The sequence below is a fragment of the Janthinobacterium sp. PAMC25594 genome, assembly GCF_019443505.1.
Taxonomy (GTDB): domain Bacteria; phylum Pseudomonadota; class Gammaproteobacteria; order Burkholderiales; family Burkholderiaceae_D; genus Janthinobacterium.
On record NZ_CP080377.1, the window covers coordinates 1,846,140 to 1,866,851 of the forward strand.

20 protein-coding genes and 1 pseudogene are annotated in these 20,712 nt (G+C 54.9%); 10 read left to right on the top strand and 11 right to left on the bottom strand.

Annotated elements, in window-relative coordinates:
- Positions 1-113 precede the first annotated feature (113 nt).
- Together KY494_RS08105 and KY494_RS08110 are read right to left on the bottom strand one after the other, a co-directional pair.
- Positions 114-542: a VOC family protein gene (locus KY494_RS08105; protein ID WP_219890556.1), complete on the bottom strand. Its 429-nt coding sequence runs from the start codon at positions 540-542 to the stop codon at positions 114-116.
- A gap of 129 nt (positions 543-671) precedes the next feature.
- Positions 672-872, bottom strand: coding sequence for a GNAT family N-acetyltransferase (locus KY494_RS08110; protein WP_375143464.1), 201 nt, complete (start codon positions 870-872; stop codon positions 672-674).
- A 181-nt stretch (positions 873-1,053) separates the two neighbouring features.
- Between KY494_RS08110 and KY494_RS08115 the strand changes: the two genes are divergently transcribed.
- The 4 genes from KY494_RS08115 (at position 1,054) to KY494_RS08130 (ending at position 6,257) form a co-directional block, all read left to right on the top strand.
- Positions 1,054-2,049, top strand: coding sequence for an IS481 family transposase (locus KY494_RS08115; RefSeq protein ID WP_219890557.1), 996 nt, complete (start codon positions 1,054-1,056; stop codon positions 2,047-2,049).
- Between the two features lie 935 nt (positions 2,050-2,984).
- Positions 2,985-3,821 (top strand): vWA domain-containing protein, encoded by an 837-nt coding sequence (locus tag KY494_RS08120; protein ID WP_219890558.1) that lies wholly within the window; start codon positions 2,985-2,987, stop codon positions 3,819-3,821.
- Between the two features lie 188 nt (positions 3,822-4,009).
- Positions 4,010-4,558: a hypothetical protein gene (locus tag KY494_RS08125; RefSeq protein WP_219890559.1), complete on the top strand. Its 549-nt coding sequence runs from the start codon at positions 4,010-4,012 to the stop codon at positions 4,556-4,558.
- 7 nt (positions 4,559-4,565) lie between these two features.
- Positions 4,566-6,257 (top strand): serine/threonine protein kinase, encoded by a 1,692-nt coding sequence (locus KY494_RS08130; protein ID WP_219890560.1) that lies wholly within the window; start codon positions 4,566-4,568, stop codon positions 6,255-6,257.
- Between the two features lie 85 nt (positions 6,258-6,342).
- Here the strand turns inward: KY494_RS08130 and KY494_RS08135 are convergent, their stop codons facing one another.
- Positions 6,343-7,287 (bottom strand): hypothetical protein, encoded by a 945-nt coding sequence (locus KY494_RS08135; RefSeq protein ID WP_219890561.1) that lies wholly within the window; start codon positions 7,285-7,287, stop codon positions 6,343-6,345.
- Between the two features lie 606 nt (positions 7,288-7,893).
- On the opposite strand from KY494_RS08135, the gene KY494_RS08140 reads away from it, so the two are divergent.
- The 3 genes from KY494_RS08140 to KY494_RS08150 all read left to right on the top strand — a co-directional run bounded on the left by KY494_RS08140 (position 7,894) and on the right by KY494_RS08150 (position 9,048).
- A complete protein-coding gene (locus KY494_RS08140) occupies positions 7,894-8,106 on the top strand; it encodes an AlpA family transcriptional regulator (protein ID WP_219890562.1) in 213 nt (70 codons plus the stop codon).
- A gap of 60 nt (positions 8,107-8,166) precedes the next feature.
- Positions 8,167-8,379 (top strand): hypothetical protein, encoded by a 213-nt coding sequence (locus KY494_RS08145; RefSeq protein WP_219890563.1) that lies wholly within the window; start codon positions 8,167-8,169, stop codon positions 8,377-8,379.
- A 267-nt stretch (positions 8,380-8,646) separates the two neighbouring features.
- A complete protein-coding gene (locus KY494_RS08150; RefSeq protein ID WP_219890564.1) occupies positions 8,647-9,048 on the top strand; it encodes a hypothetical protein in 402 nt (133 codons plus the stop codon).
- Positions 9,049-9,232: 184 nt separating this feature from the next.
- On the opposite strand, the gene KY494_RS08155 is transcribed toward KY494_RS08150, so the two are convergent.
- The 5 genes from KY494_RS08155 to KY494_RS08175 form a co-directional block, all read right to left on the bottom strand.
- Positions 9,233-9,778, bottom strand: coding sequence for an RNA 2'-phosphotransferase (locus tag KY494_RS08155; RefSeq protein ID WP_219890565.1), 546 nt, complete (start codon positions 9,776-9,778; stop codon positions 9,233-9,235).
- 198 nt (positions 9,779-9,976) lie between these two features.
- Entirely contained in the window at positions 9,977-10,648 is a 672-nt protein-coding gene (locus KY494_RS30110; protein ID WP_375143465.1) for an HAD domain-containing protein, read from the bottom strand.
- 74 nt (positions 10,649-10,722) lie between these two features.
- The gene (locus KY494_RS08165; RefSeq protein WP_219890567.1) at positions 10,723-11,265 is read right to left on the bottom strand and encodes an HAD domain-containing protein; all 543 of its coding nucleotides are present in this window, start codon (positions 11,263-11,265) and stop codon (positions 10,723-10,725) included.
- A 95-nt stretch (positions 11,266-11,360) separates the two neighbouring features.
- A complete protein-coding gene (locus KY494_RS08170; protein WP_219890568.1) occupies positions 11,361-12,287 on the bottom strand; it encodes a hypothetical protein in 927 nt (308 codons plus the stop codon).
- A gap of 1,005 nt (positions 12,288-13,292) precedes the next feature.
- Positions 13,293-13,958, bottom strand: coding sequence for a hypothetical protein (locus KY494_RS08175; protein WP_219890569.1), 666 nt, complete (start codon positions 13,956-13,958; stop codon positions 13,293-13,295).
- A gap of 82 nt (positions 13,959-14,040) precedes the next feature.
- Between KY494_RS08175 and KY494_RS29645 the strand changes: the two genes are divergently transcribed.
- The gene (locus tag KY494_RS29645) at positions 14,041-14,421 is read left to right on the top strand and encodes a helix-turn-helix domain-containing protein (RefSeq protein WP_258194742.1); all 381 of its coding nucleotides are present in this window, start codon (positions 14,041-14,043) and stop codon (positions 14,419-14,421) included.
- 291 nt (positions 14,422-14,712) lie between these two features.
- On the opposite strand, the gene KY494_RS08185 is transcribed toward KY494_RS29645, so the two are convergent.
- Together KY494_RS08185 and KY494_RS30115 are read right to left on the bottom strand one after the other, a co-directional pair.
- Positions 14,713-15,042: a hypothetical protein gene (locus KY494_RS08185; protein WP_219890570.1), complete on the bottom strand. Its 330-nt coding sequence runs from the start codon at positions 15,040-15,042 to the stop codon at positions 14,713-14,715.
- 450 nt (positions 15,043-15,492) lie between these two features.
- Entirely contained in the window at positions 15,493-15,813 is a 321-nt protein-coding gene (locus tag KY494_RS30115; protein ID WP_375143466.1) for a UvrD-helicase domain-containing protein, read from the bottom strand.
- A 302-nt stretch (positions 15,814-16,115) separates the two neighbouring features.
- Here KY494_RS30115 and KY494_RS08195 point away from each other — a divergent pair.
- Positions 16,116-17,006, top strand: a pseudogene (locus tag KY494_RS08195) (GNAT family N-acetyltransferase); the annotation flags it as partial.
- A gap of 50 nt (positions 17,007-17,056) precedes the next feature.
- Here KY494_RS08195 and ppa read toward each other — a convergent pair.
- Positions 17,057-17,599, bottom strand: a complete 543-nt coding sequence (gene ppa, locus KY494_RS08200) for an inorganic diphosphatase (RefSeq protein ID WP_219135605.1) — start codon at positions 17,597-17,599, stop codon at positions 17,057-17,059.
- A 624-nt stretch (positions 17,600-18,223) separates the two neighbouring features.
- Here ppa and KY494_RS08205 point away from each other — a divergent pair.
- The gene (locus KY494_RS08205) at positions 18,224-20,650 is read left to right on the top strand and encodes a membrane-bound PQQ-dependent dehydrogenase, glucose/quinate/shikimate family (RefSeq protein WP_258194743.1); all 2,427 of its coding nucleotides are present in this window, start codon (positions 18,224-18,226) and stop codon (positions 20,648-20,650) included.
- Positions 20,651-20,712 lie beyond the last annotated feature (62 nt).

Here is a 20,712-nt window from a genome sequence, read left to right on the forward strand (position 1 = left end):
CGCTGTTGGTAGTTTCCGCCCCAAAGCGGAAGTTCGGATTGCCGCGTCAACAGCGGAGCCGGCTTCTTATACTTCGCCAAGAAGGCGAACGACAGCGAGCCTAGCAGATGTAATCAACGAGGACGAAGGCGCACTGCAATTGGGTGTTCAGCACGCAGCTGTAGTAGGTCCCATAGATTGCCATACAGGTCCTCGAACACGGCCACCGTGCCGTACTCGGCTTCCTTGGGCTCCCGAATGAATGTGATGTCATGAGCACGCAAACGTTCATAGTCGCGCCAGAAGTCATCAGTGTTCAGAAACAGGAATACGCGCCCACCAGTTTGATTTCCAACATACGGCTCTTGTTCAGGCTTAGATGCTTTGGCCAACAACAGTGTGGTGCCGACCCCGCCTGGTGGGGCGACGACAACCCAGCGCTTATCCTCCTCCCACTGATGGATATCGTCGAGTAACTCGAACCCAAGTTTATTGACGTAGAAATCGATTGCTTCGTCATAGTCGCGTACGACAAGCGCTATATGTACGATGGCTTGCGGCATGCTGTTTCCAGATTTAGGTTGAGAAAGTCCAATAGCTTACCACTGGCACTTAGCACTGTTTTCGGCCTACGCCTCCATCTGCAATCGCCCCAAAGCCGCCGGTCAACAATATCTCTTTGGTAAATTACGCTAATCAAACAGCACCGCTGTTGACCATGGTGCAAGCACGGTCCAACCTAGACGCTCGTATAGGGCGCGTCCGGCCTCCGTTGCGACCAAGAGTCGCTCTGTCGCACCGGCCTTTTCGGCCAACTTATCTAGGCTTTGCATTACCACGGTAGCCAGGCCAGAGCGGCGATGGGCTTCATCGGTAACGATTTGGTCAAACACAGCGCATCCCGCACGAATTGCGACGCGACCTGACGCAGCCAACTCGCCACTAGCATGGACGACGCGTGCTAGGTACCTGTTTAGAATTGGGTGATCATATTCCTATTCGCAGCTTGCCCTACTTCAAAGCCAGGCGCCTGTTGAGTACACTGTTGATTCCTGTCACCTCACCGCCAGCGCCATGACCCAAGCCCTTCACAGCCGAGCCCGCACCACCCACCTGATCCGGGAAGAAATCCGCAACTCGACACTGCCCCAACGGGAGCTTGCCGAGCGCTATAACGTGAGCCGCCTGACGATCCGTAAATGGCAGAACCGCGACAGCGCCGAGGACCGTTCGCACCGGCCCCACACCATGCATACGACGCTGACGCCAGCGCAGGAACTGGTCGTCATCGCGCTACGCACCACCTTGCTTTTGCCCACCGACGACTTGCTGGCGGTGGCGCGTGAGTTCGTCAACCCGGCGCTTTCGCGTGGCGCCCTGGGCCGCTGCTTGCGGCGCCATGGTGTCTCCAGTTTGCTTAAAATGGCCGCACTCGAAGACGACAAACCGGTTACCAAAAAGTCGTTCAAGGACTACGAGCCGGGCTTTTTACATATGGATATCAAGTACTTACCGCAGATGCTCGATGAAACCGAACGCCGTTACCTGTTCGTCGCCATTGACCGCGCCACACGCTGGGTCTTCATGGAAATCTATGCCAACCAGTCCGACAGCAGCAGTACCGACTTCCTGCTCAAACTGAAAAATGCTTGCCCGATCACCATCGTCAAACTACTCACTGACAACGGCAGCCAGTTCACCGACCGTTTTACCAGCAAGAAAAAAGACCCTGTCAGCGGCGACCGTATCCCGAGCGGCAAGCATGTCTTTGACGTGCTGTGCAAGCAATTGGTGATCGAACATCGATTGATTCCGCCGCGTCACCCGCAAACCAACGGCATGGTCGAACGCTTCAATGGCCGTATCAGCGAGGTCGTCAACCAGACTCGTTTCGGCTCCCGGGCCGAACTGGAATCGACGCTGCGCAATTACCTGAAAATCTACAACCACAACATTCCCCAGCGCGCCTTGGATAACGCAACACCGATTCAGGCGATGAAGAAATGGCAGGAGAAAAAGCCGGAATTATTCGTTAAACGCGTATATAACCAGGCCGGTCTTGACAGGTAACCACCATGCTCGGCCTCCAGAAAAATATCGTAGTCCGCGGGTAATGTCGCCTTGCCGGGCATTGCCGTCGGGCCGTGCATTAGATACGCTGCGTCCTCAGTTCTCCAGCACTCTGGAAGTGCCGCACGCATGACATAAGGCGCAACCGCTGCCTTCAAAAAGATAAGGGGCGCATTTGTTTGCGCGGCACAGGCTTGCAGTGCCGGCCCAGCGTCGAGGAATACATGGCGGCGCGTCTCTTTAGCAGTACCGACCTCGACGCATAGTCCACCGGAGTCCTGGAGCGGGAGCGGAAGACCCCGAGCCAGGCTCCGGCCAGTGAGCCATCGTTCGATGAGAGCTAAATTCAAGTTCATAGTTACCTTTGAGATTAGTGGCTCCAAGTGTCGCACACGTTTCAAATGCTTTCCCACTCATCGATTCTCTGTGTCTGCTTCTGACCCAAGCTGTGTAAAACGCAGAGAAATGCGGCGTGAAAAAAAAATAGACCGTTCAGAACGGCCGCTACACGGTTTTTACGGCACAGAAAATGGTCACCCTACTCATAAAAATGTCGTGTTTTTGCGTTTTTACACAGCCAGTGCCGGCTGCCGTCGTTGGCGGCTATCATCACAGTAACGCAAGTGCAGCATATATGTAAGTAGTCAGCCCTAGCTTGCGGAATGGCAAGGAACGGGGCAGTGCTTAGAACGTTCTGCAATCTAACTTACGAGTCCCTTGCGTGCCGTTGGCGGTGCCCCACCTCTGCAGGGGCGCGGCGTCAGCATAATCGCGCCGCCGACCCCAGCAACCTCAATAGCCATCTGTCCCGATTGGAGGACGCAGTTGAACCATGCCACGAACTGCGCTCGACTTTCTTCTGGAAATTACTTTCTTTCAGGAAATAGTTTAAAATGCTTGGGTAGTTTTTTCACAACACCATAGGGAGTCATCGTATGCAATACCAAGCGGCTATTCAGCGCAGTGCGCCCACTGCTTTCTTGTTTCTTGTAGACCAGTCGGGCTCCATGGGTGACCGCATGTCAACATCTGAAAAGACAAAAGCCCAGTTCGTCTCCGACGTCCTCAATAGAACATTTATGAACTTGGTAACTCGCTGCACGAAAGCGGATGGTGTCCGTGACTACTTCGAGCTGGGCGTTATCGGCTACGGCAACGGAAACGCGCAAAACAGTTTGCATGGTCCGCTCGGCGCCAAAATCCTGAATCCTATCTCGGCAATTGAGGCCGCCCCCCTTCGGGTCGAGGACCGCAAGCGAAAAGTGGACGACGGCGCCGGCGGCGTCATTGAGCAATCTGTAAAATTCCCCGTATGGTTCGAGCCACAGGCGAACGGCGATACGCCAATGTGCCAAGCGATTCGTCTCGCAGGTGCAGAGCTCGCGGCGTGGTGTGACAGCCATCCGGACAGCTACCCTCCAACCGTCCTGCACGTCACTGATGGCGAATCCACGGACGGTGACCCCGAACAACTAGCTGACACGTTAAGACAGTTCTCGACTAACGATGGAAGTGTATTATTGTTGAACCTCCACGTTAGCGCGCAGGGCGGTAGCTCGGTGTCATTTCCTGCCGGTGAAGGGAACTTGCCTGACCAGTACGCGAAACTCTTGTTCCGTATGTCGAGCCAACTTCCTGAACATCTTGTAAAAGCGGTGCAGGACAAGGGACAGCAGGTTTCTTTCGAATCGCGCGGCTACATCTTCAATGCCGATGCCGGCGAGATTGCAGACTTCTTCGATATCGGAACACGCCCATCGCAGTTGCGCTAATTCCTGTGCGGCTACGTCAAGATTTCGCGGCTTCAGTTCCGAAGGACCTGGAGCGCCCCGAGCTGAACGAGGACGCTTGGGCATGCGACGAATTGCTCTCCTGCTACGCATTGTCTGATGGCGCCTCGGAGTCGTACGACTCAAAGCGTTGGGCGCGCGCCCTTGTCGACAAGTACTCGGCCAACCAAATGTTTGACTGGGATTGGGTGAGCACCGCCATCACGGCGTACAACACCACGGTCGATTTCTCTGCGCTCTCGTGGTCGAAACAAATGGCATTTGAACGCGGAAGTTTTGCGACGCTCCTGGCGCTGCAGTTGGCAGAAAATGGCAGCGAGGTCGAAGTCCTGGCGGTAGGCGATAGCCTTGCCGTCCATGTGCGCGATGGACTCCTTCTGTCCACTTTCCCGTATGAGCAGGCAGAGCAATTCGATGAGAACCCGATGCTGCTGTCGACTCTTTCGCCGAACAATTCTTTCGTTAAAGAGCCAGGGTTCTTCCAGCGGAACAGTAGCAAGACCTGGACCATTTTGCCAGACGATGTAATCTACCTGATGACCGATGCTGTAGGGCAGTGGCTACTCAAAAATCAGCGCTCCGGGGAATCGGCACTAGAACTCCTAGACGCCGTAACGATACAGGAAGAGTTCTCCGCGTTAACCCTGCGACTACGGTCGGAGAATAAATTGAAACTGGACGATTCAACGCTCATCCGATTGATTGTTGAGTCTTCCTGAGCAAACCATGGCATACCCAAGCATCGAGCAGTACCAAATTGCTCTGCAGTACCCAAAAACGGCGTTCACTGACCCGGAACTTGCTGCGGGGAGAATTCGGCCCTCTGGAATGGGCACCCCAATCGTCGTGTCTGGTGGATTCGCCCTGACCTATGCGCTCGAGACAAATCGCACTAAGTATGCCGTGCGTTGCTTCCACAAGGAAGCGAAGGGTATCGAACGGAGATATGCGGGGATTTCGTCGAAACTCGCGTCCTTGGCATCTCCTTACTTCGTAAGGTTCGATTTCCAACCGACAGGCGTCAAGGCGAACCAAAGTGTTTACCCGGTCGTAAAGATGGCGTGGGCCGAGGGGAAAACGCTAGGCGACTTCGTAGAGTCGAACTTTCACGACTCGATACAGCTAACGAACCTTATTGCGTCTTTGGGGAAGCTTGCGGCGTATCTTGAGGAGCAAAATATCGCTCACGGAGACATCCAGGAGGGCAACCTCATGGTGGCCGACAGCGGTCGTCAACTTCAGCTCATTGACTACGACGGAATGTTCGTCCCGGAAATAGCGTCGCTCGGCGGAGCGGAATTGGGCCATCGGGACTATCAGCACCCAAAGCGTGACTCCTCCCACTTCAGTGCTCGACTAGACCGGTTCTCCTTCATTGTTTTAAACCTGTCTTTGCGTGCGCTGTGCGCGAGGCCCTCCATCTGGGATTCGTCACAAAGCGGCGCCGGTGTCATCATTTGCAGGGCGAACGATTTCGCGAATCCCGGCGGTTCGCGCATCCTTGCGGAATTAGCCAAAATCCCTGGTCTGGAGCGCGATGTCCAAAATTTCGCGACCATTTGTACAGCGCAGTTTGTGCAAATTCCAAGCCTTGACGATTTCATCTCACGCAGGAATATCCCGCAGCGGATGAGCGAGAGTGAGTTGTCCATAGCCGCGTCGACTGGCTCCGGTTACATAAGTCCCTACACCGTTCTCGATGCGGCTAATTTCTCCGCATTTCAGGAAAACATCGGGTCAATGATTGAATTAGTTGGAAAAATCGTTCATGTGAGCCCAGATTACCTAGAATATGCTTTCCTGAATTTCGGCGACTGGAGAGGAAAAAGCGTAACGATAGCATTATGGAGCGATGCGTTAGCTAGAAGCAAGGAAAGGCCCACCAAAGCTTGGGTCGGCCGCTGGGTTACGGTTCGCGGCTTGGTCCAGGCTTTTCGGAAAGGTGCCTATGACCACATGACAATTGCAGCCGCGACACTCGCTCAGGTGACCGTGTTGACCGAGAAGGAAGCCAAGTACCGGTTGACGCCTTATCAGAAGCCCGACCTGATTCCAGCGCGAACGAATAACAGCACGTTGCAGAAACTCGCCGTAGAGAGTTCTAAGCCTGTCGTAGAAAAGGCGCCGCCACGCACGAGTGCGGCACCAAGAAGCTTGAGCGCGAATCAACTTGCTTTGGAGCGCATGCGGCAGCAAACACCTCCGCCCCCGTCAAGAGGGAAAGTGGCGTCGCCAGTGTACTCAGGCGGCCCAAGCCACCAGAACCCACCGACACCTGCCAAAGCCCGGGCGACGGTCATTCCGAGGCCACCAGTAGTCCCCGTGCCGCCGTCACCCTCGATGCAACCGCGACACGAAGCGCTCACTCAGAAAAGGTCAGGGGGAATCATTGCGTGGCTTTCCAATTTGTTTAAATAATTCCCTTTGCGCAAACGAGTGTTCCACGGCAAGATGGGCCAGCTTACTTACTCACCGTGGAATAGCCTAAGAGAACGAGTCGATGTTAATTAACCTGGACGCTGAGAATTTTCCGCATCGACAGTTTCGCTGTTTGCATTAACGACTCTAAGGGAGAATCGCTTTCCGCCCCATCGTTCGCCTGGTCTCTCAGCCACTTCAAGGTTTCACGGAGCCGTGCCGCAAGATGGTCAATCATTGCGTCCCCGAGCGCGCATTCTGGCTTCAACCAATTGTGCCCATCGTCGCCTCGCTCACGCTCAAAAACATCAAAGACGATGTCCCGAACATCGTCGTAGTCCACCTCCCATTCTTTCGCCGACAAAGGGTCAAAGGATTTCAGAACCTGCTCGACAATAGCTTGGCTGCAGGGTTCAATTCGGGCACCGAAATGCTGAGCAAAGACTTCATCCTCTTTCTCATTGCCCGCTCGAGAATTAGCTGCAAATATTTCAAGGCTTTGGTACGTGTTCACTCCCGCCAAAGTGTTGACGGTAGTGGCTACCAAGTCAGCGCTTGAACGGAGCCAAGCTACTTCATGCTCCTCGGCGCTGAGGAAACGCATATTGCTAACCGGCAGATAGCCTGCATTTTTTGCGTCCATAATTCCTAGCCCCGTTTGGTCCGAGCAGGCGCTAATGAGGCAGGTCTGTTCGCGACCTCCAATAAACGTTACAAGTTTGGCCATGCTGATTGAAAGCTTTGGCAGGTCCTCGCGAATTGCCTTCGCAAATAGGTCGGCCGCGGCCTGGCTGTCAACCTCCCGACTCCGCGCACCAAGCTTCGCCTGGATACTTTCCTCCGTGATAGGCACCGCGCAGATGTGACCCTGTCCATTTGCGCAAGCTACCGCGGCAGAGAAATTCTTCCCCACGACAATTTGAGCCCATGTATTTTGAGTCGCGCTAAAGGGCAGTTCAAGACCCATCTCTTTGAGGGAATCGCTGAACTGCTTGGATGTGCTGGTGAGTGTTTGATGTGTGAATTGCATCGTCAACCTTTCTTCGTCCGATTAGATGACCTGGCCGTTTAAGAAATCGAACGTAGTTAACGAGGAAATTCAGTACCAAATTGAGTATGAATAGTGTACTGGTCGGCCAGAACCAAGGAACCACCCTTCGAGAAGCGCACGCATGCGCCTCTCTCCTGACGAAAATTCTACCTCAAGGTCGTAATCAGGGAAAGAAGTATTTGACGGCGGCAATCAAGCGCTCGTTCGGTTGGGCAGTCCAACTTCCATCCGCGCACTCAACCGTTTCAATCAGCTTGGCAAAGCATCAATCGGTCGTGATGATTATCGTACCAACAATACCCGAGGTCGCCTCCGGTGACGAGGCAGCTGCGACTTTGGTGCCATCGTGGTCACCATCGCTAGTCTTTCCTCCAATCGCTCTTCCGTGTCCGGTACCGTTGACGCGCACGCGAAGAGCAACTCGTCGTCAAGATGGTGCCATGTAACAGTCCTCGCCAAACCTACCTCTGCATATAAAACCATCCGCTACACGTGCCGTCACTCAATGACGCATACCGGCATCTGTCGGCGCCCAGCTCATTCTTTTGGCGCCTCGGGTGCTCCACATATTTTTTTGGAGAACATATGGAAAATTCAATTTTGGATTTGGCCGAATTGGCCAACCTGCTCGGCCGTAGCCCGGAAACAATTAAAAAGGACATCCGCCGTAACCGTCTGGCCGTTCCTCCTCGCCTGCATATCCCCGGAACGCGGCTCCTGCGATGGCGCCGGGTCGACGTTGATGCCTGGCTCGCAAGCCACGTCGAGTTTCGCGTAAACGCGACAAGCGGCAAATAGCAACTAGAAGATTCAAGTCCCAATTCGAGCACTCATTACTTCACCATGGAAATCATAAACATGAACCCTACCGCCTCGCTCGCCCCAGTTGATTTTAAGGTCACAAACGACAATGCACTTTCCCTTCTCGCCGGTTTCAGTCGCGCCGCTCGTGCTGCCGGTTGGACCGACGAACAGATAAAGGAAACAACCGAGCGAGCAATGTTGAGGGAGTACCGGCTTTTACAGGTCACTCTCGCCGCATACACTGCGGAGTATCTCACCGAGGGCTAAGGCAGCATACCCAGATTGCCTGCCTTGGTTCGTTTCAGAAGTGCATTATCAGTTCAATCAGCCCTCATGGTCGCCGGCCTTTTAATTGCGATTCTCCGTCAAATCTACTCGTGCCAGGGCCTACCGCAGCGTACAGCCGCCTTGATTTTCCATTTTTCGGACGGGAAAAAATATTTTCAATGCATATAACAAAATTCGCTCCTCTGTGCCTACACCAAAGATTGGCGCCTCTTGCGCTCCGAAAACAATTTCCCAAAGGACAAAATTATGCTGACAATCTCTGACGTGTCGAACCTTGTTAAGCTCGAAACTGAATACAACGCTGCAGTCGAACACCGTAGTGCTGCAAGAGAAGCGGCAAACTTAGCCGACTTCCGGTTTCACGCAACATTAGAGGTGTGTGAGCACGCAATCAATTTGAAGCACGCATTGGAGAAGAATAGATTTCATGAAGTTCAGGAGGCGTTTCTCCCTGTTCACCGTATGCTGATGGATATGCAGAGGGAGACCGAAGCTTTGTACCAGCATGCTGACGCGGCGTATAAAAACGCCCACACAGCCGCAAAGAAGAGTTTTTACGCGGTCAAAGAAGCACGCGTGTCTGCAACTTCAGGTGCGCCGCAAACTCAGTCAGGCACCGATAAAATTATGTTGAAAGATATTTCATAATTTGATGAGGGGCGTGCTACCAGCCTGCCCCTCATATTTTCTCGCGCCCGTCGCCCGTCGCCTGTTGATGTATCGCACTGCATCAGACCAGGACAAGACATGGGGTTTAGTGGGATGAAACTGAAGGTTGTCAGTGTGCGAGAGCGCCATGGCGCGACGGAGGCGTTGAGCGTCGCCTGTGCATTCATTTATCTGGGAACCGGATATACTTTGCCGGGACGCGCTGAGTTAGCCATACGCCGTTGTCCGAACATCTGAACTCGTAGCCGTCGAGAAGCATTGGATGTGTCTCAACAATTAGTACTACAGCCGTACCCCGTCGCGTACCCACCTCCGCTGCAGTTTGTTTCGTCGCAGACAGATGTACGTCTCGCCGCGTTCCTGGCAGCAGACCCTGCCGGCGAATCGATGCGATAAACTTTTGCACCGTACCGTGGAAAAGTACCGGAGGCGGGGTTTTGACCGGGAGCTTCAGGTCGACATCGACAGAGTGCCCCTGCGCCGCGCGGATACACGTCCGGTCTTCACTCAACGAAAACCGCTGCTTATCGTTGTCGGCCACTATTTGCATTAGCTCGTCATGAGTGAGCGCGACACCGGCACCCGCTGCTTTCAAGAGCAACTCAGCGACGTCAACCCATCCACGTTTATCGATTTCAAGGCCGATTGCGTCTGGCCGATGCCGAAGCCATCGGGATAGCAACTTGCTCTTCTGTTCCAAAGCTGTCATTTTATTTCTCGCTTTCAATTCATAAACGCAGCCTGCATTTTTCGGAATTCACTTGGAGTTGCTGCTGTTGCCTCCCGGTGCATAGTCGTCCGTGCAGCGCTTGGCGTCGGCTTAGCCGACCATACACAACGAGCTAAGGCGCACGGGCGTGATGCTCGAACTGCTGTGGTAGGAATATAGGGCCGCGCTACTGGACGGTTAGATAACGTTGTCACGCCGCGCTCGAGCCTGTCGGAGTATCTCCACGACTCTGGCGTCCTCCTCAAGTGCGCGGAGAACCTCCGCCTCTGTAACGTTGGGCAGAGCAAAAAGACGGGCTACCGTCGAAGTTGACCTCGCGACGTTTGTTACCGCATCAAGGGGAACTCCGGCGCACAGGGCCTCGAGCATTGTCGCTAGGGTTGCGGCGACGCCAGGCTCAACGAGCGCCAGGTATGGGTTGGTTGGGGCAACCAACTGATGCAGGCGCTCTTCCGGCCACCCGACGTGGTCGTCGTCGAGCGATAACCAATTCGTGAGCCCCCGTTCCTCCGCGTCGAAAGATATGGTTCCAAACCGAGTTGGCGCTGGAAATGTAGCGGCACCGATGACGCGCTTTTGAAGCGCGGGCGATAACCGCATTAACGCGTTCTCATACCCGAACGCGCGTACCCAAGATGTCGCTAACACAATCCGTAACTCAGGGTATGGGTACAAAAGGAGCTCGAGCAGCGAAACGTACCGAAAAAGAGGTTCATCGGTTGGCTTACCACGCACAAACACCCTCGGGTGCAGAGGTTCTTCAGGCGTAACGCGGACATCTGCTGGATGCAAAATGCCGTCAAAATCGAGATAGAGTACAGGGTTCATGACCGCCAAATGTGTGGGCATTGATGACACAGTAAGGACGCTCTGGCGTCCAGGGTGCACGCAGATGTAGGGAGAATTTGCAGTCAAAAGCTAGCCTAGACCTCTATCGATAACGACGTCCGTTGTGCTAAAAGAATTGCTCTGGCGCGCTCCAATTGGATTCCTGCAAACCCAACCCATTCATCGCAGAACACGGTGTGCGGCTCCAGGACCGAGTCGACTAGAGTGCGGCCGCTCGATGAATCGTCAAGGATGACGTACGCGAACGGTCTCGGGGCGCCGTTTGACCTCAACCAAGCCACGATGTCTGTAACACGAAATGAACCCACCTCGGTTGCGCTCCGCCAGCGTGAATGCAACGACGCAGCAACGAAACCGAGCCCTCCTCGAATGAGTGCTTCCTTAATTTCGTCGCGTGACATATAGGTCGCCCATGATGAACTGATTACGTAGATGGGTTCGAACTCGTGGTGCAGCCGCGCTAGGTTAGCCCTCATTTCTTGATGAAATACGTTTGCCCAGAGCTCTATTGCCAGATGCGGATTGCCGGACCTGAGCGCTGCCACGACCACTCCTGACGTGTAGTCAGGGTGGATAGCAATGACATCGTCAAAATCGAGAAATACCAATGGCTTCACAGCTCTCCTTTAATTCGGTTTTTACTGTGCGTCGGCGACAGAGCCGCTTCTAAATATCGCTCCGCCGGGATGGCAGCCGCATCGTGCCTGACCTATTACTTCATTCGAGTGCTATTGTTCGTTGCGACCCGCGCCTTGAGTTCAGCAATGCGCTGCGCTGCCGCGCTGCAATCAGCCGCAAACATTTTGCCTTGAGCATCAACCTGGTAGAAGGGATAGCGGCTAGTGAAATACAGCGATGCATTGCTACGGCACGCAGTATCCATAGTGAAGTCCATAACCAGGTAGCGACTCACGTACTCGTTAAGGCGAGGGGCGACGCTAGTGCCTGCAGTCCCCGCTACTTTTTGCGCATCAGGCGTTTTCGCGTCCCGTAGCGACTTCAGGGTCGCTGTCGCGCCGGGGCTAAATGTGCTGTTCGCCCATGTCCCGACACTGATGGGCATGCCCGTGCCATCCACATTGGCCAACGCGTAGCTGCCCTGAGCCGCGGCGCCGACAGCCTTGACCACCGCTTGGGCGGGCAGGTCCAGCATCACGCCGAGGTACTCCAGCCCATTCAGCAGTTCTTGGCCTTGCAGTGACTGGGCGCCGTAATATGTCGTGTCGCTCTTGACTGACCCTTTCAGCACATTTAGGTATACCGACTTGTCTTGCAGGAAAACGACGTTTGCAACGTCTAGTTCGAGCAGGCGCTGCATGCCCTCGGAGAATGCGTTTGCCAACGTCGCGCCGTTCCGTGCACTCGATGCCATCGCGTTAGCCGCGATATCGGTTAGCGGACTAATTTTGAAGTTGTTGTACTCAGTTGTTACGAACGGCGTTATCAACTCCAGCGAACCACCGGGCTGAATAGTGTTGTCTGCAGCGCGTGCCACTGTTCCCCCAACTGCCACGAGGCGTACTGGACCCAGTGGTGCGGCGGTTGCTGTAATGACGAACTGGCCGTTGAGGTCCGCAGTGGTCGGGACACCTAACGCCGCACCAGCGCTGCCATTGGCCTGCACGCTATAGGCGGTCACGGAGGCCCCTACATATGCGGTCCCACGAATGGTCTGGGTAGCAACGCCTGGCGCAGCGGTGCCGGTCAAAATGTTGGTTACGGTCGTTGGAGCCGCCGTCACTGGAGGCGTTACCGTGGTTGGTGGCGAGACTGGGGTCGTATTGCTATTGGCCCCCCCTCCGCCGCATCCACCAATGATAAGCATGGCGGCGGTTGCTGAAATTTTTTGTAGAGTTTTCATTTTTCTTAAGGATGGACAAGCGTAGGCCCTCGCGGGCAGATGTAAGACTTTTGTACCTGGGGTCATCTGTGAAGACGTGTTTCGCTTAGTGTGGCTGCCGCGCACCTTTGGCTAGCATCCATCGGGTTTCCAGTCCCATTTCCCACTGATGGGGTCGTGGCAGTACTGGGCTTGGAACCGCTGCGTGCAGCCATTTTCAAACGTACGTACGCAGTCGCCGTTACTGCACTGGTAGGTAGACCGAACTGTTCGTCCCGGTGGCGGGCCGCAATTCGACTTTGCCTCTCGTTTCGGCGTATTTGACTGGATATATCCGGTCTCGTCCCACCAACTGGTGATATCAGTAGTTTGACAATCACCTAACTTTTTTTGCTCACATTGGCGAAATGCCCGGTCTACGGCATTCTGCTGTGTGTCGACGCCTGTGCTCATCGCACATCCTCCTACCCCGCACACCATCGCACCGCCGCCGAAGCCTTTTTGCCTATGTATTACGGCGCACGTTGCCGCCTGCTTAGTAAAGCCGCTTTCTTTTGCATAGGCTCTACATCCCTTTACTGCAGCCAAGTCAGCCTCTTTTTGATTTGCGTAACCCCACGCGGCGTAAATCGTGCCGTGTGGTATCCCGTCGACTTGCGCGATGGCGGTGTAAGCTTGACTGAACAAAGGCGTGAGGGAAGCAACTAATAGCAGCAGAAACCGCCGGCCCTTTCTAGTAACGTCATGATGATTGACCATACTTCTACTCCTTAGTTGGTCATGTTAAATTGCGCCGTCGATGTTTCATTCATGCCATTTTCCAGGTCCCACTAAGCCTCGAAGTCCGCGTCTGAAGGTTTTGACTTCTTGCAGAACACGTTCCGTTCCTCCAGCGGCAATGACGTCAAGGGGAGTCTGGTTGCCGAGCGTTGCCACAGCCGTGGTGAAGAACCGATACTTCTCAATTCCATTGCATGTTCGTAGCGCCTTGCAGACAACCTCAAGAGCGTCAAGGTCGAATTTTGCATCGGCAAAAAAAGCGGGAACATATGTCTTTTCCCAGACGAATTCAACACGACTCGGCATTTTGAAAATTTTGTGGTCTTTCAGTTTTTGCGCAAACATAACCATGCTCAGCCCTGTCCGGCGCAAAAACTCATCAATGAAAATGATGTGGCCGGCATCGATGAGATTGGCTCCATCCTTAGCGATTGCGAGGTCGAGACCCCATTGTGCTGTGCGCCTTCTGGTTGCTGCGTCTTTGAGTTTCCCAGGCAGCCGTAGCATTTCCTCGGCATATTCAAGAAATTTCTTTTCATCCTGTGGCGTCAATCCTTGAATCGCACATTCAAATGCGCTTATAACGTCACGTTCACAGGGAGTAGACCTGAGTTCCTCGGGAGTCTCCAAGAAAGCCGCAATTGCGGATTTAAACAAGCCATATGACGAAAGGAACTGAGGAGACGGCATAGCGTTTTGGCTTAAAAAATAGACTATTAGGCAACAAACTGTTTTGTGTTCTGCTGCTATACAAAACCACTATAAGTCGTTGATGTTTAACTACACTGATGTTGCGGATGGGCAAGCTAGCAAATTCGCAAGAATAATAGCCTCAAAGGCTGTAGATGTAAAGCGTGTAGACTCAAAGGCTGTGGATTCATGGGCTGTAGACACAAAAGCTTCTCTCGGCGACGCTGCTTGCTATATGTTTAAACCAACTTCCGAAGCAGAATTGCGTGCCATAGTTGCCAAAAATCTCCGAGCCAGTCGAGCACTTAGGGCTATCTCGCAAGAGGACCTTGCCGCTCTGGCGGGCGTTCATCGTACGTTCGTGAGCCAAGTCGAGCGCGAGTTAAAAAACATTTCAATCGATAGCTTGCGCAAATTGGCTAACGCGCTGAGCGTTGATGTACATGTGCTTTTACAGCCCTAGCGCACAGTTGATTTTAGGTTCAAGACGTGGAGCGACGCCTACGAACGCATGTCGTAAAGTTCGTGGCACAGATTCTCGCGGACTTTAAAAAACAGATACGGATTTTTCATCAAGGTAAGGTCCGAGCACAACTGTAAGCGTGCCGCCCTGTGGCGAGCTGCCGACACGGATTTGTTTGGTCAGCAGGATGTTTTTACACCTTCAGCCTTGGCATAGCGACTTGTAGCAGTAGTGACATTCTTTTGTAGTCGCCGCTATATAAGCGGCGCGCCCGCAGCAGTTGAAGGTGCTTTAGCTTCGAGTCGTAGGGGTGATGGTTAGACTTTTTGACCGTACTATTATCTTTCGCGAGCCCTTGGTTAATGCAACATACAGATTGTTGGCACTCATGCTGTCCGCGTCGTTGATGAACACGTTGTCGGCCTCAATGCCCTTTAGCAGCAGTGTGCTGCCAACTGCAATGGCTGGAACTGAGGCAACGAAATGTCTTCTGTGTTCGCGGTACTCCGTGACACCAACCAATAGATTGCTTGCTTGGCCTGTTGTAGCGATGCGGAGGACTTTCAGCGCTGCGTAAAACATAGAAGGCAGGAAAAGGCGAACTCCTTTTTGCGCTTCCAAGCACTCCAGGAAGGCTAGGACTGACCGATATGTGAGCGAAGCAGCTAGGTCAATGCCAGCCTGTTCATGGGCGGCGGCCGGAGCTTTATTCTTCCCGTTTTGGATTGAGGCTAAGCGCTTAAGTAGCGTGGTCGCGCTGACCTTTGTCATAACACTTGAAGCAAAACCCAAAACTATCTCTTGGATTCGGGAGACGGCAGGGGCCTTCCTGCAATGGCTGCATCAATATCTTCGGCCAACCTCACAAGGCATTTCAATTCGACGGTCTCGACGACAAGTGCACCTGGGAATCCACGTGCCAGCTCCCAACGTCTCAGTTCACTTGTAGCGTCCCCAACCACAAGGGTGCGCCCGGTCGTCACGGATATGGAGGCCATAGAGTTGGAGTAACTCGCATCTTTGCCTTCATTTTTAATGTGAGTCAAAGACTCCTTCGATGCAGTCGAGAGGTCAACATTTTTTTGCTGGCGTATCTCTTCGCGAAGTTCGAGCAACCAATAGCCTAGGGGGCCGGTGCCGACACGCAGCCATCGCTGAGGTTCCGTAAGCTCGTGGGGTCTGGAACTTTTTTTGTACATCCTCCCAAGTCGGCATCGCTTCGTTGAAAGTGAAAATTTGTTGTAGTGGGTCGCCCAGGACTGCAACTGGCAGCAACTCAGTAGGACGCGAAACTATGCTGTGTTGGACAACATCACAATCCTGAAACTCATCGACTATAACCCTGCCGTAGTTTGCGACTAGAAGCGAGTCGATATGCTGCATCATTCGCATAGCTGGCAAGGCTCTAGATTTTGCTCTGCCTGCCGCGTGAGTGCACTAATTTACGGCGCCAAGCAAATTTATGTTTTTAGGAAGTGCAGATGCTATAAAGCGAAGCGAGCTGAAGAGAATCGGCGTCCCAAAATTGGCTCAAGATTGCCAGATAAACACAACCAATGAAGGTGCGCATAGGGTAGTGTTGACTGTGGCATGATATGAGACAGACACGGCTCACGAATTTCTAAATGACGGCTTCAGGGTTTACGAAAGTGAGTGCTACTCGGACATTTACATGCGTAAACCGGGATGCGTCATATGTGTTCGACTGGGCCTGGGCCGACGCGTATCAGCAGCATGGCCTGGAATATTACCCGAAACTATTGTCGGCGATCCCGTTTACGCCCGTCAGCGGCACGCGCTTGCTGGCCCGCGATGGCCAGGCGCGCGCGGCCCTGCTGGCCTTCCTCCAGACGCAGCAGCAAGCCAGCGAGGTGTCGTCCTGCCACATCCTGTTCCCGCCGGAAAGCGAAGCGCGCCAATTGGAAGAAGCCGGCTACCTGATGCGTAGTGGCGTGCAATTTCACTGGCTCAATCCCGGCTACACGGATTTCGAGCAATTCCTCGCCACCCTGGAACACAAGAAACGCAAGAATATCCGCGCCGAGCGGCGCAAGGTACAGGAAGCGGGCGTGACCATGCGCCAGGTACGCGGCGTCGATGCTGTTGATGCCGACTGGAAGCTGTTCCATCGGTGCTACAGCAATACCTATGCGGAACACCGCTCGTCGCCGTACTTAAGCCTGGACTTCTTCCGGCGCATAGCCGCCAGCATGCCGCAGAACATTTTATTGGTGATCGCCGAGCGCGAAGGCCGGGCCATCGCCGCCTCGCTGGTGATCTACACGGCCGACACCCTGTATGGCCGCTACTGGGGCGCGCTCGAGCACGTACCCTGTTTGCATTTCGAGACGGCCTACTACCAGCCGCTGGAGTTTTGCATCGCCAACGGCATCGCCACCTTCGAAGGGGGCGCCCAGGGCGAGCACAAGATGGCGCGCGGCTTCCTGCCGCAAAAGACCTGGTCCGCCCACTGGCTGGCGCACCCGGCGTTTGCCGACGCCGTGCAGCGCTTCCTCGAACGCGAACGGGGCGGCATCGATGCCTACCTCGATGAATTGAACGAGCACAGCCCGTTTCGCGCATAAAAAAATGCTCCCGGCCATGGCTGGCGGGGAGCGTTTTTTAACTGGTGCAGTTAGGCTTTTGCGGCATCTGCCTTGTAGGCGGCGACGCCGTTCAGGATTTCTTCCTTGGCCACGTCAGGGCCATACCAGCCGTCGATCTTGACCCATTTGCCTTTTTCCAGATCTTTGTAGTGCTCAAAGAAATGCTGGATCTGGCGCAAACGCAGTTCGTTCAGATCTTCCGGCTTTTGCCAGTGGCTGTAGATCGACAGGACCTTGTCGACTGGCACGGCCAGCACTTTCGCGTCTTCGCCCGACTCGTCGGTCATTTTCAGCACGCCGATAGGACGGCAGCGCACGACCACGCCCGGGATCAGCGGGAACGGGGTGATGACCAGCACGTCAACCGGGTCGCCATCCGGCGACAGGGTGTTCGGCACGTAGCCGTAGTTGCACGGGTAATGCATGGCGGTACCCATGAAGCGATCAACGAAGATCGCGCCGCTTTCCTTGTCGACTTCGTACTTGATCGGATCGGCATTCATCGGAATTTCGATGACGACGTTGAAATCGTTCGGCAGGTCGCGGCCGGAAGAGACTTTATTCAAACTCATGGGGTTCCTCATTAGCGGATGGTGTTTTAACCGCGTAATTATAGCGAAGTACAGGCGGCTTGTGCGATGCAGCAGCGGCCCGCCCGCGTTTTGCGCATCCAGCCAACAACAGTGGCAGGCACGGCCCGCCAGCGCGCGCGGCCTGCCACAGAGAAAATAAACAGACCATCGACAACAATAAGTATAAACACTTAAGTAATACTACGACCAGTCCAGAGATAATACCTTGACTACCTGTGTATTTTCATTTCAATATCACCCTGCAGCAGGCATGGTTATTATAAGACGAATTGTATTTATTGCAGCAGTTTATAACAACAATTTTATTGTCATTCATCCAGCGATGTCTTCGCATAATGACGCAAGCGCTTCAATATGCTACGCCGAACGTCTACGCAGCCCGGCAATCCACTCTTCCAGCATAATATTTGCGCTTATTTGAAGCATGTATTTGATTCAAATAGTGCCCCAGCCAAAAAAGGGCGCGACCAGAAGACAATCATCAATTCTGATAAACTGTCACATTCTGGTGATTCCAAACTTTGTATATTCTGCAATCGACGCCTTCCCTGAATTCAATATGACGCATCAACGCGCCACCGATAAATCCTTGCAAAAAGGAATATGATGATTCCCTCTTTCCGGCCCGGTCCTTTATTAAAGGTCACCGGCGTTATTTTCATTCTGTTCGGCCTCGCCCTGCTGGGCGGCGGCATCTGGCTGGCCATGCTCGGCGGCTCCTGGTACTACTTGCTGGCCGGCATAGGCATGCTGATCGCAGGCGTGCTCGTCTTCAAAGGCAAGCGCAATGCGCAACCATTCATGGCGCTGCTGCTGCTCGCCACCCTCATCTGGTCCGTGATTGAAGTGAAATTCGACTGGTGGCAATTGCTGCCGCGCCTCGATATCTGGTTTGCCGCCGCCGTCTGGCTGCTGCTGCCCTTCGTCAGCCGCCGCCTGGCGCCACCCGCCGCAGCGAAACAGGGGCAAGCGGGCAAGACAGCCCTGTCCGCCGCCGTGGCCCTGACCGTCATCGCCGGCGTCATCGCCCTGTTCCAGGACTACCATGACCTGCATGGCGACGTGCCGGCCGAAAACATGGCAGCCACCGCCACTGGCGACCTGGCGCCCGGCGTCGAGCACAATGACTGGTCCGCGTATGGCCGTTCCGGCTATGGCGACCGCTATGCCCCGGCCGCGCAGATCACGCCCGCGAATATTTCTGGACTGAAAGAAGCCTGGACCTACCACACAGGCGACTTCAAGGGGCCAAACGACCCGGGCGAGATCGCCAATGAAGTCACGCCGCTGAAGGTCAATGACATGCTGTACCTGTGCACGCCGCACAATATCGTCATCGCCCTGAATCCCGACACGGGCAAGGAAATCTGGCGCCACGATCCGAAGATCAACCGCGACGCGGCCAGCTACCAGCACATGATCTGCCGTGGCGTCGCCTACTGGGACGTCAACGCGGGCCGCGCCAAGAACAACCCCGCCCCCGAGGCGGCTGGCATGGAATGCCCGCGCCGCATCCTGGCGCCGACCATGGATGGCACCATGATCGCCGTCAACGCCGATACGGGCGAGTCGTGCAAGAGCTTTGGCAACAACGGCGTCGTCAACCTGTATAAAAACATGGCCATGATCAAGCGCGGTTTCCTGATGCCAACGTCGCCACCGGCCGTGGCGCAAAACGTGGCCGTGATCGCCGCCAGCGTGACGGACAACCATTCGACGGAAGAACCATCGGGCGTGATCCGCGGCTACGATCCCGTCACGGGCAAGCTGCTGTGGAACTGGGACCCGGCCACGCCGGAAGATACCAAGCCCTTCCCTGAAGGCAAGAACTACACCAACAACTCGCCCAACTCGTGGGGCGTGGCCAGCATCGATGAAAAGCTGGGCATGGTCTACATTCCGATGGGCAATGAAACCCCCGACACCTGGGGCGGTAACCGCAACAAGAACGGCGAGAAATTCAACAGCGCCATCGTCGCGCTGGACCTGGCGACGGGTAAGGTACGCTGGGTCTACCAGACCGTGCACCACGATATCTGGGACATGGATATCGGCGGCCAACCTTCGCTGGTCGACATCGACACGCCGAAAGGCAAAGTGCCGTCCGTGGTCGCCACGACAAAACGGGGCGATATCTATGTGATCGACCGCCGCGATGGCAGCCTGGTCGTGCCGGCGCCGGAAAAGCCTGTGCCAACGAGCAATCCTGCCGCCGGCGACACCCTGTCGCCCACGCAGCCGTTCTCGGCCCTCACCTTCTTGCCAGAGCGCAATATCAGCGAAGCGGACATGTGGGGCACCACGCCGTTCGACCAGCTCGCTTGCCGCATCATCTTCAAGGAACGCCGCTATGAAGGCCCGTTCACGCCGCAAACGGCTGGCAAGGGCGCCGTCATCTCGCCCGGCCCGCTCGGTATCTTCGAATGGGGCGGCGCGGCCATCGATCCCGTGCGCCAGTTGTTGATCGTCAACCCTGACTACATGGGCTTCCTGGAAAAACTCGTGCCGCGCGCGGAAACGACGGCCAAGGGCGGCACGGGTGGCGAAATGGGCTTGCAGCCACAGACGGGCGTCCCGTTCGCCGTGGAAATCAAGGCCTTCCTGTCGCCGCTGGGCTTCCCATGCCAGGCACCGCCGTGGGGCTATGTGGCCGCCGTCGACCTGCGCACCATGAAAAAAGTGTGGATGCACAAGAACGGCACCACGCGCGACAGCGGCCCCGTGCCGATCCCGTTGCCACTGGGCGTGCCCAGCCTGGGCGGCATGGTCACCACCGGTGGCGGCGTAACCTTCCTCAGCAGCACGCTCGACTACTATATCCGCGGCTACGACGTCAGCAACGGTAAAGTCATCTGGAAAGCCCGCCTGCCGGCAGGTGGCCAGGCTACGCCGATGAGCTACGTGTCGAACAAGTCGGGGCGCCAGTTCGTCGTCGTCATGGCTGGCGGCCACGGTTCGCTGGGTACCAAGATGAGCGACACCCTGATCGCGTATGCCTTGCCCGAAGGCACGGCCATCTCGAAGAAGTAAAGTAACAGCGCACTCTTCCATGGAGTGCGCCCATAAAAAAAGCCGTTCAGTCTGCACTGAAC